Annotated in this window: 13 protein-coding genes; 8 read left to right on the top strand and 5 right to left on the bottom strand. The window is 61.9% G+C overall.

What is annotated here, in order from left to right; all coding sequences use genetic code 11:
* The first annotated feature begins 275 nt into the window (after positions 1 to 275).
* The 8 genes from HS122_17845 to HS122_17810 are packed head-to-tail and all read left to right on the top strand — an operon-like array spanning position 276 to position 11,729.
* Entirely contained in the window at positions 276 to 758 is a 483-nt protein-coding gene (locus HS122_17845) for a molybdenum cofactor biosysynthesis protein (GenBank protein MBE7540261.1), read from the top strand.
* A 37-nt stretch (positions 759 to 795) separates the two neighbouring features.
* A complete protein-coding gene (locus HS122_17840; protein MBE7540260.1) occupies positions 796 to 1,641 on the top strand; it encodes a DUF59 domain-containing protein in 846 nt (281 codons plus the stop codon).
* Positions 1,638 to 5,408: a nitrate reductase subunit alpha gene (locus tag HS122_17835; protein ID MBE7540259.1), complete on the top strand. Its 3,771-nt coding sequence runs from the start codon at positions 1,638 to 1,640 to the stop codon at positions 5,406 to 5,408. Before HS122_17840 ends, HS122_17835 begins: the two co-directional genes overlap by 4 nt.
* A gap of 10 nt (positions 5,409 to 5,418) precedes the next feature.
* Positions 5,419 to 6,972 (top strand): nitrate reductase subunit beta, encoded by a 1,554-nt coding sequence (gene narH, locus HS122_17830; protein ID MBE7540258.1) that lies wholly within the window; start codon positions 5,419 to 5,421, stop codon positions 6,970 to 6,972.
* Between the two features lie 2 nt (positions 6,973 to 6,974).
* Positions 6,975 to 7,583 carry a molecular chaperone TorD family protein gene (locus HS122_17825; protein ID MBE7540257.1) on the top strand — a complete coding sequence of 203 codons (609 nt, stop codon included), beginning with the start codon at positions 6,975 to 6,977 and terminating at the stop codon, positions 7,581 to 7,583.
* 4 nt (positions 7,584 to 7,587) lie between these two features.
* Complete coding sequence (locus tag HS122_17820; protein ID MBE7540256.1) at positions 7,588 to 9,129, top strand: respiratory nitrate reductase subunit gamma; 1,542 nt, start codon at positions 7,588 to 7,590, stop codon at positions 9,127 to 9,129.
* Positions 9,130 to 9,183: 54 nt separating this feature from the next.
* The gene (locus HS122_17815) at positions 9,184 to 10,698 is read left to right on the top strand and encodes an MFS transporter (GenBank protein ID MBE7540255.1); all 1,515 of its coding nucleotides are present in this window, start codon (positions 9,184 to 9,186) and stop codon (positions 10,696 to 10,698) included.
* The gene (locus tag HS122_17810) at positions 10,665 to 11,729 is read left to right on the top strand and encodes a tellurite resistance/C4-dicarboxylate transporter family protein (GenBank protein ID MBE7540254.1); all 1,065 of its coding nucleotides are present in this window, start codon (positions 10,665 to 10,667) and stop codon (positions 11,727 to 11,729) included. Before HS122_17815 ends, HS122_17810 begins: the two co-directional genes overlap by 34 nt.
* A 191-nt stretch (positions 11,730 to 11,920) precedes the next feature.
* Here HS122_17810 and HS122_17805 read toward each other — a convergent pair whose 3' ends face one another.
* From HS122_17805 to HS122_17785, 5 genes are all read right to left on the bottom strand, one after another.
* Complete coding sequence (locus HS122_17805) at positions 11,921 to 12,412, bottom strand: hypothetical protein (protein MBE7540253.1); 492 nt, start codon at positions 12,410 to 12,412, stop codon at positions 11,921 to 11,923.
* Positions 12,413 to 13,109: 697 nt separating this feature from the next.
* Positions 13,110 to 14,018: a YitT family protein gene (locus HS122_17800; protein MBE7540252.1), complete on the bottom strand. Its 909-nt coding sequence runs from the start codon at positions 14,016 to 14,018 to the stop codon at positions 13,110 to 13,112.
* A 69-nt stretch (positions 14,019 to 14,087) separates the two neighbouring features.
* Positions 14,088 to 15,584 (bottom strand): sulfatase, encoded by a 1,497-nt coding sequence (locus tag HS122_17795; GenBank protein MBE7540251.1) that lies wholly within the window; start codon positions 15,582 to 15,584, stop codon positions 14,088 to 14,090.
* A gap of 4 nt (positions 15,585 to 15,588) precedes the next feature.
* The gene (locus HS122_17790) at positions 15,589 to 17,679 is read right to left on the bottom strand and encodes a prolyl oligopeptidase family serine peptidase (protein MBE7540250.1); all 2,091 of its coding nucleotides are present in this window, start codon (positions 17,677 to 17,679) and stop codon (positions 15,589 to 15,591) included.
* Between the two features lie 131 nt (positions 17,680 to 17,810).
* Entirely contained in the window at positions 17,811 to 20,894 is a 3,084-nt protein-coding gene (locus HS122_17785) for a TonB-dependent receptor (protein ID MBE7540249.1), read from the bottom strand.
* Positions 20,895 to 20,930 lie beyond the last annotated feature (36 nt).

Below are 20,930 nucleotides of genomic sequence, written 5' to 3'. Positions count from 1 at the left end.
TCACGCAACTCCGCCGGTGACTTTCCGCTGAGTGTCTTGACCCAGCGCCAAAAATGAACCTTCGTTTGAGTAGGCAGCCGACAATATTCGAAAAAACTTGATTTAGATCAAGGACTTGTCGGCCGAAGGCGCTCAAATTCGCGCCCGCAACGAAAGGAAGCGGCATGATCACGCCCACGTCAACGCTCCGACGACCGCTGGGGGGAGGACTGTGCCTTGATTCGACACTTTCGGCAACCAAAGCACACGAATCTGCTGTCCGCCCGCCTGCAAAGATTCATGTCCACCACCTGTTTGTCTCACCGGGCCACAACTATTTCGGCCACCATGGCGGTCCGCCCGGAAGCCATCCCATGGTGGAGGCGGATCAGATCGAGTGCGTGGCTGGACGTGGCATTCGTGGCGACCGCTTCTTCGATTTCAAAACGGACTACAAGGGTCAGATCACCCTGTTTTCACTGGAGGTTTTCGAAGCGCTTCGACGCGAGCTGAATCTATCCGAGGCGCAACCTGCCGCCACGCGCCGGAATGTCTTTGTGAGCGGCGCGAACCTGCCGGAGCTGGTCGGAAAGGAATTCGAGATCCAGGGCCTGCGCTTTGCCGGCGTGGAGGAATGCCGGCCCTGCTATTGGATGAATCAGGCGTTTGGCAACGAACGCACCGAGGACTGGCTCAAAGGCCGGGGCGGTTTGCGTGCGCGCGTGCTCACCAGCGGAGTGTTGCACCGGGACAGGCGCGCGGAAACCGGCGGCGGCTGAAAACAGACCCCCCAATCCAAAACGAACCCCAACCCCAATGAGCCCCCCCATCAGCCAGGAGACTCTGCATTCGCAGATCAAGGAAGCGCTCTCCCGCGTAAAATATCCGGGATATTCGCGGAATATTGTCTCGTTTGGCGTCGTGAAGGAGATCACCGCGCGCAACGGTGCCATCTGCGTCGGATTGGAGATCAATTCGGCAAAGCCGGAGACGGCGTTTCAAATCCAAACCGACGCACGGAAGGCACTCGCAGAGCTGCCGGCGCTTGGTGGCTATGAAGTCAGGATCGAGGTGACGAGCGGCAGGGACCAACCGCGGGACTCCACCGATCGCCATGGGACAACACCCGGTGCGCTGCCGCGCGAGCCGCGCCCGGATGGCACGGGCTTTGATCCCGACCCGATGATCGCGGCGATGGCGCGGCCCGACCTGGCTCCAGATGCGGGATATGGTGAGGAGGGTCCGAATCCGCTGGGTGGGCCAATGGGGGATCGCGCTTCGACAACGTGGCGGGGACCTGCACCGGTGTTCCAGTGGGAGATTGACCCATCCGATCCGGAACGGCAGCAGTATGGCGAGGCCGAGACCGAACGCGACGGCTGGATTTTCCGCGCTTGGTGGCAGGTGCATCCGGCGGGGCTGGTGTACGCGTCCATTTCGGCGATTGGCGAAGAAGAGGAGGAACGCCCGCACGCGCGGCAGCATCCCATCGGACGCAATGTCGCGGTGAATCTGGTCTACGATCTGAAACGCCAGGGCGTGGTAGCCGTGTACGGCACGGCGCTGGATTTCCGCCCGTTCGTCACCGTCTTTTTGCAGGGCTTCGGAATTCAAACACCTGACCATGCGGGCGCGGCTTCACCCGAGGAGACACAACCATGAGCAAGAACGGCAACGGCAATGGGAATGGCAACGGTTCGCGCTGGTTTCGCGTGCTCAATGAGCCGCGCAACTGGGAGGAGTTCTATCGCAAGCGCTGGAACTACGACCGGTCGGTGCGCACCAGCCACAGCGTCAACTGCTCGGGCTCGTGCTCCTGGGAGGTGTTCGTGAAGGACGGGCTGATCTGCTGGGAACTGCAAAAGACCGACTGGCCGCAGATCAACTCGGACACGCCGAACTATGAACCACGCGGCTGCCAGCGCGGCATCTCGTCGTCGTGGTATCCCTACAGTCCGGTGCGGCCGAAGTATCCCTACGTGCGCGGCGTGCTGCTCGAGATGTTCCGCAAGGAGCGCGAGGCGGGCAAGGACCCGGTCGAGGCGTGGGCGTCCATCGTCGAGAATCCTGAACGCAAGAAGAAATACCAGTCCGCCCGCGGCAAGGCCGGCTGGCGGCGCGTGAAGTGGGAGGAATCGACTGAGATCATCGCGGCCTCGCTGATCTACACGATCAAGAAATACGGCCCGGACCACATCGCGTCGTTCTCACCCATCCCGGCGATGAGCATGGTGAGTTTCCTTTCCGGCCAGCGCCTCAACAACCTCCTGGGCGGCACCATGCTAAGCTTCTACGAATGGTACCACGACCTGCCGCACATCATGCCGATGATGTGGGGCGATCAGACCGACGTGAGCGAGTCCGCCGACTGGTATCAAAGCGTGTATTGGATTGTCATTGGCTCGAACCTGCCGATGACACGCACGCCGGACTGCCATTTCGCCTCCGAGCACAAGTTCAACGGCGGCAAGCTCGTCAATCTCGCGCCAAACTACTCGGACGTGACCAAGTTCGCGGACCTCTGGGTGCCGGTCCGTCCCGGCACCGATGCCGCGTTCCTGTCGGCCTGCATCCACGTCATCCTCCAGGAGTTTCATCATCAGAAACAAACGCCCTACTTCCTGGAATACACCAAGCAGTACACGAACCTGCCGTTTCTCGTGATGCTCGAAGCGACCGACAAGCAGGACGAGTATCTGCCGGGACGATTCGTACGCATCAGCGACCTCACCGGTTTCGAGGGCGAACAGCATCCCGAGTGGAAAATGGTCATGCTCGACAGCCAGACCGGCGAAGCGCGCCTGCCCGGCGGCTCGGTGGGTTTCCGTTGGGAAACGCAGAAGCCCGGGCGCTGGAACCTCAAGCTCGAAGACCAGAAAACCGGGAAGCCATTCGATCCCCTGCTTACGATGCTTGGCCCGACGCAACAGGAAGCGGGCGTTCGCTTCGCCGATTTCAGCGACACGTTTGATGTGAACTTCGGCAAGACGCCGGGCAAGGGCCGCCTCGCGCGCGAGCATGTTCGCGGCGTGCCGGTGAAGCCGCTGCAGCTCGCCGATGGCAGGACCGTGCTCGTCACCACCGCCTACGACCTGCTCATGGCACAGTATGGCGTCAATCGCGGCCTCAGCGGCGCGTATCCTCAGAACTACGACGATGCAGCGCAACCGTTCACGCCCGCGTGGCAGGAGAAGCAGACCGGCGTGGACCGCTCGCTCGCCATCCGGGTCGGGCGCGAGTGGGCTGAGAGCGCCGCGCACACCAAGGGCAAGTGCATGTTCATCACCGGTTCGGGCGTGCTGCACTGGTACCACGGCGGCTCGCTCACTTATCGCGCCGAAGCGGTGATGGGCATCCTCTGCGGATGCATGGGCCGCAACGGCGGCGGCTTCAACCACTACGTGGGCACGGAAAAAATCCGTCCCTACGCGGCCATTCAGAACCTCGGCGGCGCTTCGGACTGGCACAATGTCACCCGCATGATGAACGGCACGAGCTACTGGTATTTTCACACCGACCAATGGCGCTACGACGGCATGGTGCTCGATCCGCTGTGGACGCCGTCGGCGAAGGTGCTGCCGGAGAAGAAGCACGCCGCCGACATGAACATGCTCGCCGTGCGCAACGGCTGGCTGCCGTGCTATCCGCAGTTCGACAAGCGCAATCCGGTCGAAGTCCTGAAGGAGGCGCGCGCCGCGGGAGCGAAGACCGACGCGGAGGTTTCAGACTACCTCGGCGGGCAGATCAAGAGCGGCAAACTCAAGTTCGCCCTCGAGGACGTGGACGCGCCGGAGAACCACCCGAAGGTGATGTGGGTCTTCCGCGGCAATCTGGTCGGCACGTCCATGCGCGGCCACATGTATCTCTTGAAGCATTTCCTCGGCACGCACCACAACGTGCTGGGCGAAGACCGCGCGAAGGGACTGGTCAATGACATCAAATGGCACGAGCAGGCGCCGGAAGGGAAGCTGGACCTGTTCGTCAATGTCAACCTGCGCATGGATTCGTCGGCAAACTACGCCGACATCGTGCTCCCCACCGCGCACTGGTACGAAAAATACGACCTGACCTGCACTGACCTGCATTCCTTCCTGCACCCCTTCACCCCCGCGCACGATCCGCCTTGGGAAACGCGGCATGACTGGGACGCCTTCAAGGCCATCGCGAAGGCGTTCACCGAGCTGGCGAAAAAGCACCTGCCGGATCCGGTTGAAGACGTCGTGATGCAGCCGCTGATCACCGACACTCCGGATGAGCTGGCGCAGCCTTTCGGCGAGGTGCGGGATTGGAAGAAGGGCGACGTGGACCTGATCCCCGGCAAAACCGCGCCGAAGTTCCGTGTCATCAAGCGCGATTACACGAAGATTCTGGACAAATACACGACGCTCGGTCCCCGCCTGTGCGAACCGAACGGCTACGGCACGAAGGGCATCGATGGCTGCCTCAAGGAGGAATACGAAGCCCTCAAGAAGAACTATCTCGTCGGAGAAAAGGACGGGCGGCCTTCCATGGAGACCGCGCAGCAGGTGGCCGAGATCATTCTGCGCATCTCGCCGGAGAGCGACGGCGAGGTAAGCCACAAGCTGTTCAAGGTTCTCGAAAAACAGACCGGACTGCCACTCGCCCACCTCGTCGAGGGCGACCGCGAGATTCACCACAACTACAACGACCTCATCTCGCAGCCGCGGCGCAGCCTGACGTCGCCGCACTGGTCGGCCATCGAATCACCCGGCCGCACCTACGCGCCGTGGACGATGAACATCGAGACGCTGAAACCCTGGCACACGCTCACGGGCCGGCAGGAGATCTATTTCGACCACCGGGCGTATCGCGAGCTGGGCGAGTGCCTGCCGACCTACAAGCCGCCCGTCGACATGATCGGCGTTGGCGACGCCGTCATCGCCAAGGCCGGACCTACGGCACGTCCGTTCCGGTGGATCACGCCGCATGGCAAATGGCAGATCCATTCCATGTTCTGGGATTCCTGGCAGATGCTGAACATGTTCCGCGGCGGTCCGGTCGTGTGGATCAGCGAGGACGACGCGCGGGCCATCGGCGTGAGGGACAACGACTGGGTCGAGGCCTTCAACGAGAATGGCATCATCGTGGTGCGGGCCGTCGTGAGCCAGACGATTCCGCGCGACATGGCCATCATGTACCATTCCAGCGAGCGCCATGTGAACGTGCCCTTCTCAAAGCTCGCCCAGGAACGCGGCGCGAGCGACCTCCGCGGCGGCAACCAGAACGCCGCCACGCGCATCATGATGAATCCCGCCACCATGATCGGCGGTTACGCCAACTGGACCTACTTCCTGAACTACTGGGGCACGAGTCCCAGCGAGCGCGACTGCGTGGCCTTCATTCGCAAGATGCCGCTCGAACCCGGGAAGAAGCAGGTCATCTACCAGGAAAAGGATCTCGTCCGATAGGAGCACGCTTATGCAAATCAAACGACAGATGGCGATGGTGTTCAACCTGGACAAGTGCATCGGCTGCCAGACCTGCACCATCGCGTGCAAGAACGTGTGGACCAACCGCGAGGGGGCGGAATACATGTTCTGGAACAACGTCGAAACCAAGCCCGGCATCGGCTACCCCAGGCAGTGGGAGAACCAGGACAAGTATCGCGGCGGCTGGACGCGGCGCGAAGGTGCGGACACCCCGAAACTCCGCAACGCCTCGCGCTTCTGGGAGATGATGAATCTCTTCTTCAATCCCGTGATGCCGCAGATGGAGGAGTACTACGGCAAGGGCCCGTTCACCTTCACTTACGAGGACCTCCATTCCCAAACCCCCACGACGCGCTCGCAGCCGGTGGCGCGGCCCAAGAGCATGATCACCGGCGAGGAGGACATTCCCATCAACTACGCGGTGAACTGGGAGGACAACGGCGCGGGCGCGACCGAGGACGGCACGGGCGGCATGGACTACAATTTCAAGGACATGACGCCGCAGGAGCGGCAGGCGTTTCTGAGCTACCAGAAGGTGTTCATGTTCTACCTGCCGCGCATCTGCAATCACTGCATGAATCCAGGCTGCGTGGCGGCGTGCCCGAGCGGCGCGGGCTACAAGCGCGAGGAGGACGGCATCGTGTTGATTGACCAGGACCGCTGCCGCGCGTGGCGTTTCTGCATCACCTCATGCCCGTACAAGAAGGTGTATTTCAACTGGCGCACGGGAAAGATGGAGAAGTGCATCCTGTGCTATCCGCGCGTTGAAACCGGCCAGCCGCCCGCCTGTTTTCATTCCTGCGTCGGCCGCATCCGCTACATGGGGCCGCTGTTGTATGACATGGACCGCGTTCCCGCCGCCGCCAACGTGCCCGACCTTGACTTGGTGCAGGCGCAGCGGGATGTGATCCTCGATCCGAACGATCCCGAGGTGATCGCCGAGGCGCGCAAGTGCGGCATCGAGGAGCCGTGGCTGGAAGCCTGCCGCCGTTCGCCTGTCTACAAGATGGTGAAGGAATGGCGCATCGCGCTGCCGCTGCACTCGGAGTTTCGCACGATGCCGAGTCTGTTTTATGTGCCGCCGGAAAGCCCGGTGCAGACCGCCGGCGACGGCTCCGGACACGCGCGCATGGTGGGCGGCGATGAGGAGGGGCGGCACCTCCCGAATCTCGACGACTTCCGCGTGCCCATCAAATATCTTGCGAGCCTCCTCGCCGCCGGCAACGAGCAGGAGGTGAAGTCGGCCCTGACACGCCTGCTGGCGTTGCGCTCGTACCGCCGATCCATCCGGGTGTACAACCAGCCCGATCTCGCCGTGCTGAAACTGGCCGGCCTGACCGAGAGCCAGGCGGTGGAAATGCACCGGCTGCTGGCGCTGGCGCATTATCACGAGCGTTTCGTCGTCCCGACGACCCACCGCGAGGCGACGGCGGGCGCGCCGTACATCGAGCGCGGTTACGCGGGCTACGACGAAATGTCGCCCGGCACGCAACCGCACCGCCGGCAAACGTTTCACGGTGCCGGACAGGAAGTCGGGAGCTGACCATGACCACGCATCCCAATTCCGCCGCGTTTCGATTTCTCTCCGAGGTTCTGCTCTACCCGGAGGACCGGGATGCGCAAAAGCTCCGTGAGGCTGCGGAATTGGCGGGCAGCGCCGTTCCCGAACTGCGCGAAACGATCGAGGCGATGCTGGCCAGCCCGGAACTTGGCGACTGCGACACCTACCTGCAGACTTTTGAAATCGAAGCGAAGTGTCCCCTCTACCTCGGGCATTATCTGTTCGAGGAACCGACCAACTGTCGCGGTGCCGCGGTTTCCGGTCGCAACGCCTACATGATTCAACTGAAGAACCTCTATCGTCACTTCGGTCTTGAGATGCACGACGGCGAACTGCCCGACTACCTGCCGTTGATGCTGGATTTCCTCGCGCTCAGCGCCGGCCATCCCGCTCTGAAGCACCGCCGCCTGGTGGTCGAAAAGTTCATAATGCCCGCGCTGCCTCCTCTCACAAGGCAGCTGCGAGCTGCCTCCAATGTCTACTCCCACGTCGCTCAATTGACGGAGCGACTGCTGAAGCTGGAAATCGAGCAATCAAACGGGCCCGCGTCCGAGCCGGCCCAACCGGACTCCGCTCTTTGCAAGACCACTTGAACCCATGAAAAGCACTTTTCTGACGAACCTTCTGTGGGGTGTTTATCCGTACCTGTGCATCACCCTGTTTCTGGTCGTGCCCGTCATCCGCATGATCTACCGTCCCTTCGGATTCAGCACACGCGCGAGCAGTCTCTTCAGCCGCAACCTGCTCGGCGCGGCGTCCCTCACCCTCCACTGGGGACTCCTGCTGGTTTTTCTCGGGCACCTGGCCGGCTTCATCGGCGGACTGCTGGGACTGGAGGGCTGGATCACCTTCTTTTTCTGGACAGGACTGATCGGCGGCTTCGCCACGCTGTTCGGCTCCCTGGTCGCCCTGGTTCGGCGCTGGGCCGTTCCGGAAGTCCGCGCCATGAGCCAATGGGACGATTACCTGGTGCACGTGTTCCTGGTGGCGCTGTTGAGCCTGGGTTTGTATCAAGTGGTCGTGCACCGAATCTTCGGCGTCGCATACACGGCCTCATCATGGCTGGCCAGCGTCGCGACATTCAGTCCCCAGCCGGAATTGATGGCCTCGGCCTCTCTCATCAGCAAATGGCACGTCTTTCTGGCGCTGAGCTTTTTTGCCGTGTTCCCCTTCACGAAGCTGGTCCATTTCTGGACCTATCCGATCAACTATTTCGTCCGACCCTACCAGAGCATGCGGACCAACTTGTTCAAGTATCAGCGCAAATGGGAGTTCGCCCTGCGATCCGACAAGTCCTTCCTGACATACTCCCTGGCAACGCTGGTGGTATTCTTTGGCGGCTTTTCGCTCTGGCTCGGCTACGCGAGGACCAGCGACAGCGGCGGCAAATCCATTGCCAGTGAGATACCCAGCTGGACGGACGGCGATCGGCTGGCAGGCATGCCGCTGTATGTCAGCCAGTGCGCCCGCTGCCACGGTGTGGACGGACGTGGCGACGGCGCGGGTGCTCATTCGCCGACCTTTGCCACGATCCCACGCGATCTGACAGCGGGAAAGTTCAGCTTCCTCTCGACGGACAACGGCGTGGCCGCCGATGTGGATCTGGCGCGCACGCTGCGGCATGGATTGGTGTCGGCGGGCATGCCGGATTTCAGTCTGCTGGACGATCGACAGATCGATTCGCTGGTGGCCGTGATCCGTCAATTTGAGGGCGCCACCGCGCAGAGGCCCGGCCAGGTCCTGTCCGTGCCTCCCCCTCCGCTCCAGGCCAGTGTGAAGCGCGGGCGCGAGTTGTTCGCGCTCATGTGCGCAGCCTGCCACGGCGCGAGCGGACGTGGCGACGGACCCACATTCGTTGATTCCGCGGGCCGTCCCCTGCGTCCCCGCGATCTGACCAATCCCGAGGCTTACAAAGTGGGCACCCGGCCCGAGCAAATCTACATGCGCATCGCCGCCGGCGTACCCCCGGTGATGCCGGCCTTGCATGGGGCGTTTCCGCCGGAAGACCTCTGGTCGATCGTCAAGTTTGTCGAAACCGAATTGCTCTCTGAAAAGCCAATTCCAAAGATTGCGACCGCGCCTTCAAAGTCGCTGTCGGCTCCGGCGTCCGGCCGGCCAGGCGAAGCGCAGCGTCTGTAAGCCGCACAAGGAATTCGAGAGGCGCTCATGGAGCAGGAGGAGGCGTCACGGAGCATGGGAGGTTCAGGATGCGCAACGGTCTCGCGCAGAGCCATCCAAGTGCTGGTGTTTAACACGGTCGCCTTCTTCGTCTGCTTCGCGGCGTGGATGCTGTATGGCGTGCTCATCACGTTCCTCGTCGAGAAAGGGGTCTTCGCCTGGAGCCAGAGCAAGGCGGGCGTGTTGATTGGCACGCCCGTTCTGACCGGCGCGTTGATGCGGCTGCCCGTCGGCATCCTCTGCGACCGATTTGGGGGTCGCCTCGTTTACTTCGTCCTCATGCTGACGGCGGCGGTGCCCATGTTCCTTGTTGGCGCGGCGAATCGTTACGGCGAGTTTCTGCTGGCCGGGCTGGGGTTTGGGCTGACGGGTGCGGCGTTTGCCGCCGGCGTGGCTTACACGTCGGCGTGGTTTCCGCAGAAGCGCATCGGCACGGCGCTGGGGATTGTCGGTTTGGGCAACGCGGGTGCCGCGGCCACGGCGATGTTCGCGCCACTGCTCCTGCAGCGCATCACTGCGACAAACCTGGAAAACTGGCGGACACTTCCCAGGATCTACGCCGCAATGCTGATCGCCATGGCCGGCGTGTTCTGGCTGTTCACCTTCACCAGGAAGATGGAGGTCGCGAGTCCCGCAGGTTTGTGGCGGCGTCTGGCTCCCCTTCGCATCGTGCGCGTCTGGCGCTTTGGCCTCTACTACGCATTTTTCTTCGGCGGATTTGTTGCACTTTCGCAATGGCTGATTCCCTACTACGTAAACGTGTATGCGACGTCCGTGGCGACGGCCGGTTTGCTAACGGGGCTGTTCAGTCTGCCTTCGGGCCTCATTCGGGCGGTGGGAGGGTGGCTTTCCGACAAGTGTGGTGCGCGGACGGTCATGTATGGGACGCTGGTGTCCGGCCTCGCGGCATGCGTCTTCCTGTTCCCCGCTGCGATGGTCATCCACACCGCCGGTGAGGGGATCATGGCCAGCGGCAACGCCGTGGTGGTGCGAGTCTCGCCCCGCGAGATTGGGCTGTCGAACGGAAAGACCCACACCTTGATCGAGAAAAATGCCGAGGAGCTCTTGGACTTCACTCACGATCGGAACATCATCTGGCCAAAAACGGCCCGTTGGCAGGAGCCTCTGGTGAAGGAAGGCGACAGCGTCCGCAAGGGTCAGCTCCTTGCGCGCGGTACGACGCGCGTTTTTTTCCAGGCAAACCAGTGGGTGTTCACCTTCTGGGTGTTCATCCTGGGCTGCGCGATGGGCTTGGGCATGGCGGCGGTGTACAAGCACATCCCCGGCTACTTCCCCGGACAGGTGGGCGTGGTGGGCGGGTTGGTCGGCGTGCTGGGCGGACTCGGGGGATTTGCCTTTCCCATCTGTTTCGGATTTCTCCTTCAAGCCACGGGCCTATGGACGACGTGCTGGGTTTTTCTCGCCACGTTGGCGGCGGTGTCCCTGACATGGATGCACCTGGTGATCCGGCGCATGATGCGCGAACAGGCGCCTGAATGGGTGCGCGGTTTGGAGGTAACGAAACCATGACGCGCATCGCGGAAGGGGTCCGGGGCCTCTCGCCCGCGTATTTCGCGCTGGTCATGGCTACGGGCATTGTTTCGATTGGCGTCGACCTTGCCGGTTTCCGCACACTGGCGGTGGCGCTTCTCTGGCTCAACGCGGCGCAGTATGTCGTCTTGTGCGTGCTCAGCGCCTGGCGGCTGCTGCGCTTTCCCCGCGAACTGATCGCCGACCTGCTGGATCATCAGCGCAGTTTCGGTTTCTTCACCATAGTGGCGGGAACGTGCATCCTGGGCAATCAACTCATTGCGATTGCGGGCCATTACTCGATCGCCGTGCTGCTCTGGTGGTTCGCCGTGCTGCTCTGGATTGGCCTGACGTATCTGATCTTTGTCACCATCACCATCAAGGAACGCAAACCCACGCTGGCGGAGGGCATCACGGGTGCCTGGCTGCTGGCGGTCGTGGCCACGCAGGCGATCGCGGTGTTGAGCGCACGGCTGGCGCAGCACTTTGAGCAACCCCACCGGCTGCACATCAATTTCCTGGCGCTCTCGATGTGGCTGTGGGGCGGCATGATGTACATCTGGATGATATCACTCATTTTCTACCGCTACACGTTTTTCAAGTTCCTGCCCGGAGACCTCTCGCCGCCCTATTGGATCAACATGGGGGCGATGGCCATTTCCACCCTCGCCGGGTCGCTGCTCATCGAGAACACGCCCGATGCCTGGTTCCTTCGTTCGATGCTTCCGTTCCTCAAGGGCTTCACCATCTTCTTCTGGGCGACGGGCACCTGGTGGATTCCAATGCTCCTCATCCTGGCGCTCTGGCGGCATGTCTACAAGAGGTTCCCGCTGGCGTACGACTCCGGCTACTGGGGTGCCGTCTTCCCGCTGGGCATGTACACGGTCTGTACAATCGAGATGGCGCGAGCGATGGAACTGGACTTTCTCCTCCCGGTGCCCCGGGTGTTCGTCCATGTCGCGCTGGCGGCCTGGTCCCTCACCTTTCTAGGGCTCGCACGCCGCGTGCTGAAGGTTCTTAAGACTGGTTAACCCAAAAATGCTTGCACTGAAATCAGCCCGACTTCGCTCATCCGCATGATTACTGGCACGATTTGTTCGCAACGCAGAACGCGCTTCTGTCTTGCAACCCCTATTTCGAAGTTGGAACGACAACCTGACGGGCATGCGCTTCGAATACGATTTGACGTGAGTGAGTGCCTCTCCGACGCCGCTGGCGGGTGTCAGGTCGCTCGCATCCGGCGGGTCAGCTGCAGGCAGTAGAAGAGGGGGATCGAGCCGAAAACGCCGAAGCCTGCGTCGACGAATCTCCACGAAACCGGGATGCCGCGGACCTGGCCGGCGATGAAGGCGGCGGGGATCACCGCCGCACAGATGCACAGGCCGGTGCGAAGCACCCAGTCGCTGTCCTCCGGTTTCATCAGGGGGCGGATGAAGAAAGCGGCGCTCGCGAGATGGCCGAACGCGAGCCAGTCGGTGCCGTACCCGAAAAAGGGAAAGCGGGCGTAGGTCTCATCCAGACCGTGCTGCACGTAGGCGATCCAGCGGGTCCAGCCCGTGTAAGCCTCGTAGTTCGCCGCATTGCCGATGCCCAGCATCGAGGCCAGGGCATGGATTTCCGTCTGGAGGGGGAAAGCGGTGAGACCGCTGAAGACAAGACCGAGAAGAAACAGAACCAGCGAGATCCGATAACGAGTCACCAGCGTGGTTTTCATGATGAAGGGAACCTAACCCAATTTGCCGCCAGCACCAGAACAAGCTTTGCCCCCGAGGGGATCATTCGCCAACGAGGCGGCGGAAAATTTCCCCCGCGGCCGAATCGCACCATGTCCGAATCAAACCCCCCGGACAAAGTGTAACCCATGTCCGAATCAAACCCCCGCATTCTCCAATCTCAACCCAAAGGGGTCAAACCTCACTTTTCGCACTATTCAGGTCATCTCAACCCAAAGGGGTCAAACCTCACTTTTCGCACTATTCAGGATCAAACCGACATTGGCGGCTGCTGATCCGCGGCGACCCTGGCGGCGCGGCGAAGCCGGGCGGCAGCCGGGATGTGTGATGCGGGATGACAGACGGAGAAATGAGACAAGCCCGAGTGCATAGGCAGACTGAATGGAATCGTGCGATGCCAGCAGGAATTGGGCCGGCGCTGGGTTGCTGAGCGCGTTCCCTGGGCACGACGGAGCGCGCCCCTCCATTGAGTGTTCCCTGAGCTGGGGCCAAGATGCGGGAGTGGCAGAAGCAGAACAATTGGCGCAAAGGTGCCGAGGCTACTCAGGGGCCAGCCTTGCAATCGTGCACGGATGTCGACCATTGCGGTCATTTTGCCGTGGCCTGCGGCCTGGAAAAAGTTGAAGCAGCGCTATCCGCGGCAATGACCGTCAGAACGGGACTGCCAGCCGGTCCCCATCAAACGTGCGGCAGGAATCCCTGGCCGCGGACTTCGGAGGCGTCAAGAAGGATCACGAAGGCATTCGGGTCGATCGCGCGGATGTGGCGCTTCAACTGCACGGACTCAGCGGGATTCATCACGACCATCAAAATCTCATGCGGTGCGTCCGTGTAGCCGCCGCGTCCTTCCAGGATCGTGAGCCCCAGCGGGATCCTTTGCAGCACCGCTTCGCGTATTTCCGGGGCCTGCTTCGAGACAATCAAGGCCACCCGTGATTGATTGAAGCCGGTGAGAACCGAGCGCGCGGTCTGGCCGATGACAACCGTGCTCACGAGTCCTGCAAGCACCTGCTCCGTCGAGAAGACGGCGGCGGCCGAGAACAGCACCAGCGCGTCCAGCAGAATCAAGGCATGACCGACATTCATGCCGGTGGTGCGATTGATCGCCGCCGCCGCGGCGCTGAAGCCGCCTACGGATGATCCGCCGCGCAGCACCAGTCCGATGCCGAAGCCGACCCCGGCGCCACCGCATACACCCGCGAGCACGGGATTGGTGGTCAGGGGGGAAAGGTCGCGCGACAGCACGACGAACAGGGGAAGCAGCAACGTGCCGGCCAGGCTCCTTACGATGAAGCTGCGTCCCATGACGAATCCGCACGCCATGAGTATGACCGCGTTCAGAATCCACTGCGCATAACCCGGCTCGATGCCCGTCGCCTTCTGAACGACAAGCGAAGCTCCCACAACACCTCCGGGAGGCACACCGACCGGTCGCAGAAGGGCGTTGAAACTAAACGCCGCGATCGCCGAGCCCACCACGAGGAGAATGATGGACGGCAGCCCCTGGTCCCAAGCCCGCGGCGGACGACGCTCGCGTCGCTTCGGCTCAGACACCTGTTTTCCCGATTTACCGTCGTCGTCGGACATGGGTGCCTTCGAACCTATGCCGGGACTCCTGCTCTGATCGCGGAAGTGGAATCCAATCCCTTCGCGCGCCTATCGACTGCGCGGCGCCGCTCTTGGGGCGCCCTTCACGGCCGCATTCATCTCGGATCTCCATTTCTGAACCGCCTTCCATTCAGAATTGCTGGCATGGAGGGGATCGAAACGGCTGGGATCAAAATCGACATAGAGTTCACGATAGCGGGCCGGGTCGAAATTCGGATTCGGCAGGTTCGTCTGCGCCCCGATCGCCTTGCGCCAGTCGGCCAGGGCCCTGCGCATGGTGCTCACGCGATCCGGATACTGCGCGGCAAGGTTGTTCTTTTCGCCGATGTCGTTCGAGAGCTGGTAAAGCTCCGGGGCGTCGGGAGCGTCGTAGTATTCCACGAGTTTCCACGTTCCCTCCCGAACCGCACCGCCTGGGCGTCCGCCCTGATTGTTGTAATGCGGAAAGTGCCAGAAAAACGTCCGCTCCGGAGCCTGACCTCTGCCTGTCAGGAGCGGGGCGAAGGACTTCCCGTCCAGACCCTTCGGAGCAGGCTGCCCGGCGAGTTCGAGGAGCGTCGGGATCCAGCCCGTATTGTTTATCGGTGCATCGACAGTCACGCCCGCCGGCACGTGCCCCGGCCAGCGCACGATAAGCGGAACCCGCAGTCCGCCCTCATACAGGTAGCCCTTGCCTGCGCGATACGGCGTATTGTGCGTCACGCGCGCATGGTTGAGTTCGGGCACATGCAGCCCCCCGTTGTCGGAGGTGAAGACGACGATCGTGTTCTCGCGCAGCTTGAGCTCATCCAGCTTCGCGAGCAACTGGCCCACCGCCCGATCCAGCGACGCAATGACCGCCGCATAGACAGGCTCGAAGGCATCCTTGTGGGCCGCGATCTGCCCGGGAGTGGCGCTGTACGGGATGTGCGGCGTGTAATGCGCCAGAAAGAGCAGGAATGGCCGGTCCCTGTTTTTCTCCAGAAAGTCCTCGGCTGACCGGGTCAGTCCGAACTCGCCCTTGCTGCCCTCGGTGTCGGATGGCGTGGTATTGTTTCGACCGACGCTCACAACATCAAAACCATGCTCGGCGGGCCCGAATCCCTTGCCGCCAATGTGCCACTTTCCGACAAGGTCGGTGATATAGCCCGCCTCCTTGAAATAGCGCGCGATTGATTTTTCGCTGAGATCCACCTCCTGCCGGATGACAGGCTGAAGCAGTTTCTGCGCTGGAGAATCAGCTCGACCGGGAAGGTAGGTCGTCAGATGAAGCCGGGCAGGGGCCTTTCCCATGATCACACCCACACGCGAGGGCGAGCAGATGGGTTGCGCACAGTAGGCGCTGGTGAAGCGGGTGCCTTCACGGGAGAGCTGGTCGAGATTGGGCGTCTGATGATCGGCCCGATCATAGCAGTGAAGATCGTTGATTCCCAGATCGTCGCAGATAATGAAAACGATGTTGGGGCGATCCGGTGTCGCGGCGATGGTGCTGGGACCGGAGACGATGAGTCCGAGAACCAGCGCAGGCACGCCACCCAATTTGAGAAAGCGGGGAATCTTGTTCATTGGATTAAAGTGTGGAAGGCGCGGCGTCTGCGCCAGCTGGATCGACCTGTCGCAGCGACTTGGCCTCCAGTTCCCGATAGACATCCGGCAGATCAAAACGGGTCAGCGCTGCGGGAACGAAGGACGACAGGGGCCAGCGGTAGTTCTCGGACTCCGCGACTTCTGCATAACTGCGCAGGGCGTGCCGAAGCGTGACTTGCCGGACGCCGTCGTGAAGCAGGGCGGCAAAGCAGCCGGGAATGGCTCCCTCTCCTCGGGCGACGAGATGGACCTGCCGGTGACCGTTGGCCTCCAGCAAGTCGATCACGCGCAGAACGTCGAACGTTCGCTGGCCCGCCATGGGTCGGTCGAACATCAGGCCAAGCCCCGAGTGGAAATAGTCGATGCCACCCTTCCCCGCAAACTCAGGAGTGCTGAGCTGCGGCTTGGAGTCTCCGATGCCACGCGGCTCGCAGGCAAAGAGCGCCGTTCCCTTGGGCTCGGCTTCCAGGAGATCGCGCAGCCAGGCGTCGTCACGCAATTCGGCGTCCGCAGACCGATGGGCGACGTACAGCAGGGCGCGTTCCGGTCCCCGGGGAATGCGGGACAACAGCGGAGTTTCGCTGAGCCGGATGGTGAGCACGGGTATGCCGGGCTCCGTCGCGAGCACGTAGTTCGCCGAATGCTGCATGACATAGCGGCGTGCACCCGGATTGCGCATGATTCGATAGTCGGCGATTCCTTCGCGTTTCGGAAGCCTGAGGATCTCCGTGAGGGCGTCCTTGAGCGCCGGACCTTTCAGTGGCGCGCGCGATCCGGCAAGGAGGCGCGATTTCTCACGAGTGAAGTCGAACACTGACGTGAAGGGCTTCTCGCCAATCTGACCGCGCTCGGTGCACTGAAGCGTCTCGTCCTTTTCGAGCTTGATCGCGGGCTCCTTCTGGCCGGAGGAAACGCCCGTCTGCCGGTTGAACCAGCCGTACATGGCTTCGCGGTTGGGCTGCGAATAGCCATGGGGATCGGGCCCAAGGAAGGAGCTGAAATTCTCCTCCGCGCCCAGCAGACGGTACAGCTGCTTCAGCCGTCCCGCCGCCTCCTCAAAACCACGCGCATCAAAATAGTCGCGTTCCTGCCCCAGGATGCGGACTGGCTTGGGTGCCATGGCCGCAATGAAGTCCGAGTGATCGAGTCCGAGCGCGAGCATGTGCCAGGGGTACTGCTCGGCGTCCTGCGACTCCTCGTTCTCGATGTTTCTGCGCAGCGTAGTGACGAAGCAGCTCGGAGCCGCCATCGTGAAGCGCGGTTCGACACCGCAAAGCCAGGTCGCCTGCGTGCCACCGCCGGAATTGCCGGTCACACCGATGTGACGCGGGTCGACTTCAGGGCGTGTGAGCAGGTAATCCAATGCGCGAATTCCGTCCCAGGCGAACCACGCGGGTTGGTTTTCGTCGACCAGCGACATGCGGTTGCCGAGGTAGATGTGTTCAACCGTGCCGGTTCCATGGCTGGGTTTGAGCGACGACGTGATATGCTGGATTCGCTCGCCCTGACCCAGGGGGTCGAAGATCAGGACGACGTAGCCCTGACGGGCAAGGCCTTGGGCGAACGACTGGTACGGCTCCGCCGCCTTGCCGTTTTTTGAGTGGCCGCAGGTGCCGATCACACCCGGCAGGCGACCTGTGCGCCCGGTGGGCACATAGAGGTTGGCGGTCACCGGAAACGCCGGCCTGCTCTCGAAGATCACGTTTTCTATCGTGTAACCGTCGCGCTGATGCGTGCGGGTGACACGCGCATTGAGCGGAGTTTTCTCAGGATAGGGACCGAAACAACGGCGGATCTTTTCGCGCACGTCGGCGACATAACGCTCCGCATCCTCACGCGTGCGCAGCGCGGCCCGCCGCGCATCCGCCTCGCGTTCAGCCGCGCAGACTTTCTGCACGTAGAACTCCTGAACTGCACGCGGGAAGCGGTTGAAGGGAGCCAGTGGAGCCGCGGTGGCGGCGGGTTTGCCCGCCGGTTCCGCGCCGGCGAGGGATTCACCGGTGGCCCGGAAGAGCACGCCACCGGCTGTGGCAAGGCCGGCATTTCTAAGGAGCTGACGACGGGAGATGGGCATGGGTTGGGGGGTTTGAAAGGTGTGGGAACGAAAACCGAGGGACGAGCCGCAGGCAGCAAACGCCAATCACCCGGTCACTACGAACAAATTGCTCCGACCGGATTTGCCAGGCTGCGGCGCGGCGGCTGAAATTAGAATATCCCCCTGAGACCAACGGTCCAGAATGAGCCGAATTTCTGACTCGTCCGAAGTCGTGCGGGCTCGGCAGGAGCGATGGTAATACCTAAATCCGGGGTGTCTTCGATGTCGCGGGCGGTCGCAAAAACCGAAAGATTCCTTGTCAGTCGGTATTCACCAAGCAAATCGATCTTCGCATAGGAGGGATTGTAGTTGAAGGTGCCCTCGGGGATGCTGGCTCCCGAGACACGCCCAAGCCGGCGCGCGGCGACGTAGTTGATGTTGGCGCGGATATTGAAGCGCTGACGCGTGAGGCTGATGCCCCAGGACCCGCTGTATGGAATGTCATAGAAGCCGCGCACATTCATGTCCTCAGCATTGTCCATGCGTCGGAAACTGATGTTTCCGAAGACCTGGATGCCGCGCGCCCAGTTCGGCAGGAAGGTGAGCGACTGCTTGTAATTGAGCTCCCACCCCGTGGAGCCCACGGTGCCGGGGATGTTGTATTGGGTTGTGACGCTGTAGTCGCCGTAGGTGCTCGGATCGAGCGAGTAGAGTGCCAGAAACTCCGGTGTCGCCTCAAACTCCGTCTGTCCAAAGAAGTTCTTGTAGTTCCGGCGGTACGCTCCGACCGAGAACTGCCCGACACCGCGGAAATAGTACTCGAGCCGGACCCGATAGGTGGTTGCCGTCCAAGGCTTGATGGCGGCGTTGTTGAGCCCGATGGAGTTGGTGGGGCTGGGAAGGTTGTCGGTGTTTGGCAGCGAGATGCCGCCGGCATACTGGTCGAAATCCGGTCGCCCGATCGACGTCGAAAACGCGGCGCGCGCGATGAGGTTGTCGAGGATGTTGTAGCTCGCATTGAGGCTCGGGAACATGCGCAGGTATTCCTTCTCGGCGCGGGCGGCGCGCTCAAGCAGCGTGAGCTTGGAGATTTCAAGAGGCACGGTCGTGATCGGCACGGGCACTCCGTTGTTGAGAATCGGCTTGCCGGCGGAATCGCGCTTGACGTTGCGCGACAGGTCTGTGAGCGGTCCCTCACCCTCGACATTGGTCTGCTCGAAACGGACGCCACCGACGAGGTTGAGCCGGCGGTCCATCAGGGCGACATCGGCGCGGATGTAGGCGGACGAGACCATTTCCTTCGCATGTTTCGAACCATTGATGAAGGACCGGTAGCTCGCATCCTCGCTGAAGGTGAACTGGCTGGGATTGGCCTCGAAGTACTTGTAAACCGCCTTGTAGTCGACGAACTGAATGGGCGGAAAGCCAAAGGGAGACTTGCGAACCAATGACGTGGGATCGACGAATTGAGCGGCGCTGCCACGCACATTCGCCCCGCTGTAGTTCCAAAGTCTGTTACCGGTCCGATATTCGCGGATGGACTGGCGGAAATCCAGCCCCGCCCTCAGCGTGATCGGCACAGTCCAGTCGAAATCACGCCGGGCGTTGGCAAAGCCAGTGAAGTTGATGTCCGAGGAGCGGAGCGGAGTCTCCGCGACCGAGACCAGTGAAAAGTCGTCGAGCACATAGGGGTCCACGGCTGTCTTTGTCGCATTGTCGATGACGGAGATGTACCCGGGACGTTCATCGGTCACCTGATCGAAGCCGATTGTCATGTTCGTGCGCCGCGAGATGATGGTCTCAAACAGCCCCTTGTCCCGGCTGCGCAGGGCGTCCTTCGTGAATGCCCGCCCCATTCCGGCATCGAGTTTCCAGACCGGGCCTTCGTGGCGCCAGTTGAGCACATGCATGTGCGTCTTGCTCTGGCGGAGGCGCCCCGTTGTGCTGTTGGATACCAACTGGCCCGCGCCGGCCACGCCCTGAACAAAGGTGGGGCTGAAGGTGCCTGCCACGATCCGGGTCGGGTTGAACTGCAGATTGCGGTTGCCCGTCCAGCTGTCGAAGCCCGCAAATTGGAAGGCGTAGGACAGGCGGTCGCGGTCCGAAAGCCTGTAGTCAAGCGTGAGACCTAACGAACTGCGGGTGATCGAGTTTGGTGAAACCCGGACTTGGTAGGCGGAAAGATAGGGATTGCCCGGCGTGGTGTGGGGAAAGGCGGTGCCGTTGGTCGCGGCTGAAAGCCCGCGCCACGTGTTGGTGTTGGCCTCGGTGGTGGAGAACTTTGTCGAATTGCCAACAGCGACCGAGAAACCGAAACGGCGGTTCACCGGCACGACCCAGGACACATCGAATCCCGGTTTGATGACCCGGCGGAAATCACCGTACTGATACGGCTGCCTGGAGAGCGTGAGCATGTTGTCGCGCATGGTGAGAAAGGCGCTGACATTGAGAACCGGCCGCGTGCGCTCGAATGAACTGCGCGGGACAAGGTTGATCGATCCGGCGAGAGCCGAGCCAGGAGAATCAGGTGTCGGCGAAAGCGAAACCTCGATGCGGGAGATGTTGTTGAGGTTGAACATGGCGACCTCAACCTGGCGGCCCGTCCGGTTGGAGGCCGGCAGATTGACGCCACCCAGAGTCACCGGCGTGTTCTGCTCGGGCGCGCCGTCGATGGAAACGGAGCGGGCATCCACGCCGTTGTAGTCGATGATGAGACCCGGAAGGAAGCGGAGAAACTCCCCCGCATTGCCTTCAGCTATGGCGCCGAACTCATCCGTTGAAACCACCTGCTTGATGTTTGATGCAAAACGCTGCTCGTTGATCGCGATGGCCGAGGCCTCCATCTCGCGGGATTCGCTGACGGTAAAGGCGTCAAGCTTGACGACGGAAGCAGGTGCTCCGGACGGCGTCGGCGCTCCCTCGCCCAGATTGAACTCGCGCCGCGTTGTCTCACCTGAGGTGACCGCAACCGCTTCGAACTGGGGCAGGTAACCCGTATAAAAGATGCGGAGGCGGGCGGTGCCTGCGGAAACATTGTCCAGATGGAAAAAACCATCGGCGTCGGTGAAGGTGACAATTTCCGTGCCTTCGATGCTCACCCGGGCGTTTTCCGCAAACGCGCCGCTGCGGGGATTAAAGACGCGGCCCTCGATGGAGCCGGTCGCTGCGGCAAATATCGGAACAATCGCGAAGAGGAAGAGGGAGAGGAACGCGGGCAGGTTGCTAATGCGGCAGATTGGCTTTCGGTGGGTCATGGTTGGGAGGTTGGCTTGCGAAGGGGAGACAGGGCC

The organism is Opitutaceae bacterium, assembly GCA_015075305.1.
Taxonomy (GTDB): domain Bacteria; phylum Verrucomicrobiota; class Verrucomicrobiia; order Opitutales; family Opitutaceae; genus UBA6669.
This window is presented reverse-complemented; position numbering and strand designations above follow the sequence as displayed.

What these genes read in the sequence shown, in the direction of transcription:
- HS122_17840 (MBE7540260.1), top strand. Translation starts at nt 796, where the DNA reads ATGAGCCCCCCCATCAGCCAGGAGACTCTGCATTCGCAGATCAAGGAA.
- HS122_17835 (MBE7540259.1), top strand. Translation starts at nt 1,638, where the DNA reads ATGAGCAAGAACGGCAACGGCAATGGGAATGGCAACGGTTCGCGCTGG.
- narH (MBE7540258.1), top strand. Translation starts at nt 5,419, where the DNA reads ATGCAAATCAAACGACAGATGGCGATGGTGTTCAACCTGGACAAGTGC.
- HS122_17825 (MBE7540257.1), top strand. Translation starts at nt 6,975, where the DNA reads ATGACCACGCATCCCAATTCCGCCGCGTTTCGATTTCTCTCCGAGGTT.
- HS122_17820 (MBE7540256.1), top strand. Translation starts at nt 7,588, where the DNA reads ATGAAAAGCACTTTTCTGACGAACCTTCTGTGGGGTGTTTATCCGTAC.
- HS122_17815 (MBE7540255.1), top strand. Translation starts at nt 9,184, where the DNA reads ATGGGAGGTTCAGGATGCGCAACGGTCTCGCGCAGAGCCATCCAAGTG.
- HS122_17810 (MBE7540254.1), top strand. Translation starts at nt 10,665, where the DNA reads ATGGGTGCGCGGTTTGGAGGTAACGAAACCATGACGCGCATCGCGGAA.
- HS122_17805 (MBE7540253.1), bottom strand. Translation starts at nt 12,412, where the DNA reads ATGAAAACCACGCTGGTGACTCGTTATCGGATCTCGCTGGTTCTGTTT.
- HS122_17800 (MBE7540252.1), bottom strand. Translation starts at nt 14,018, where the DNA reads ATGTCCGACGACGACGGTAAATCGGGAAAACAGGTGTCTGAGCCGAAG.
- HS122_17795 (MBE7540251.1), bottom strand. Translation starts at nt 15,584, where the DNA reads ATGAACAAGATTCCCCGCTTTCTCAAATTGGGTGGCGTGCCTGCGCTG.
- HS122_17790 (MBE7540250.1), bottom strand. Translation starts at nt 17,679, where the DNA reads ATGCCCATCTCCCGTCGTCAGCTCCTTAGAAATGCCGGCCTTGCCACA.
- HS122_17785 (MBE7540249.1), bottom strand. Translation starts at nt 20,894, where the DNA reads ATGACCCACCGAAAGCCAATCTGCCGCATTAGCAACCTGCCCGCGTTC.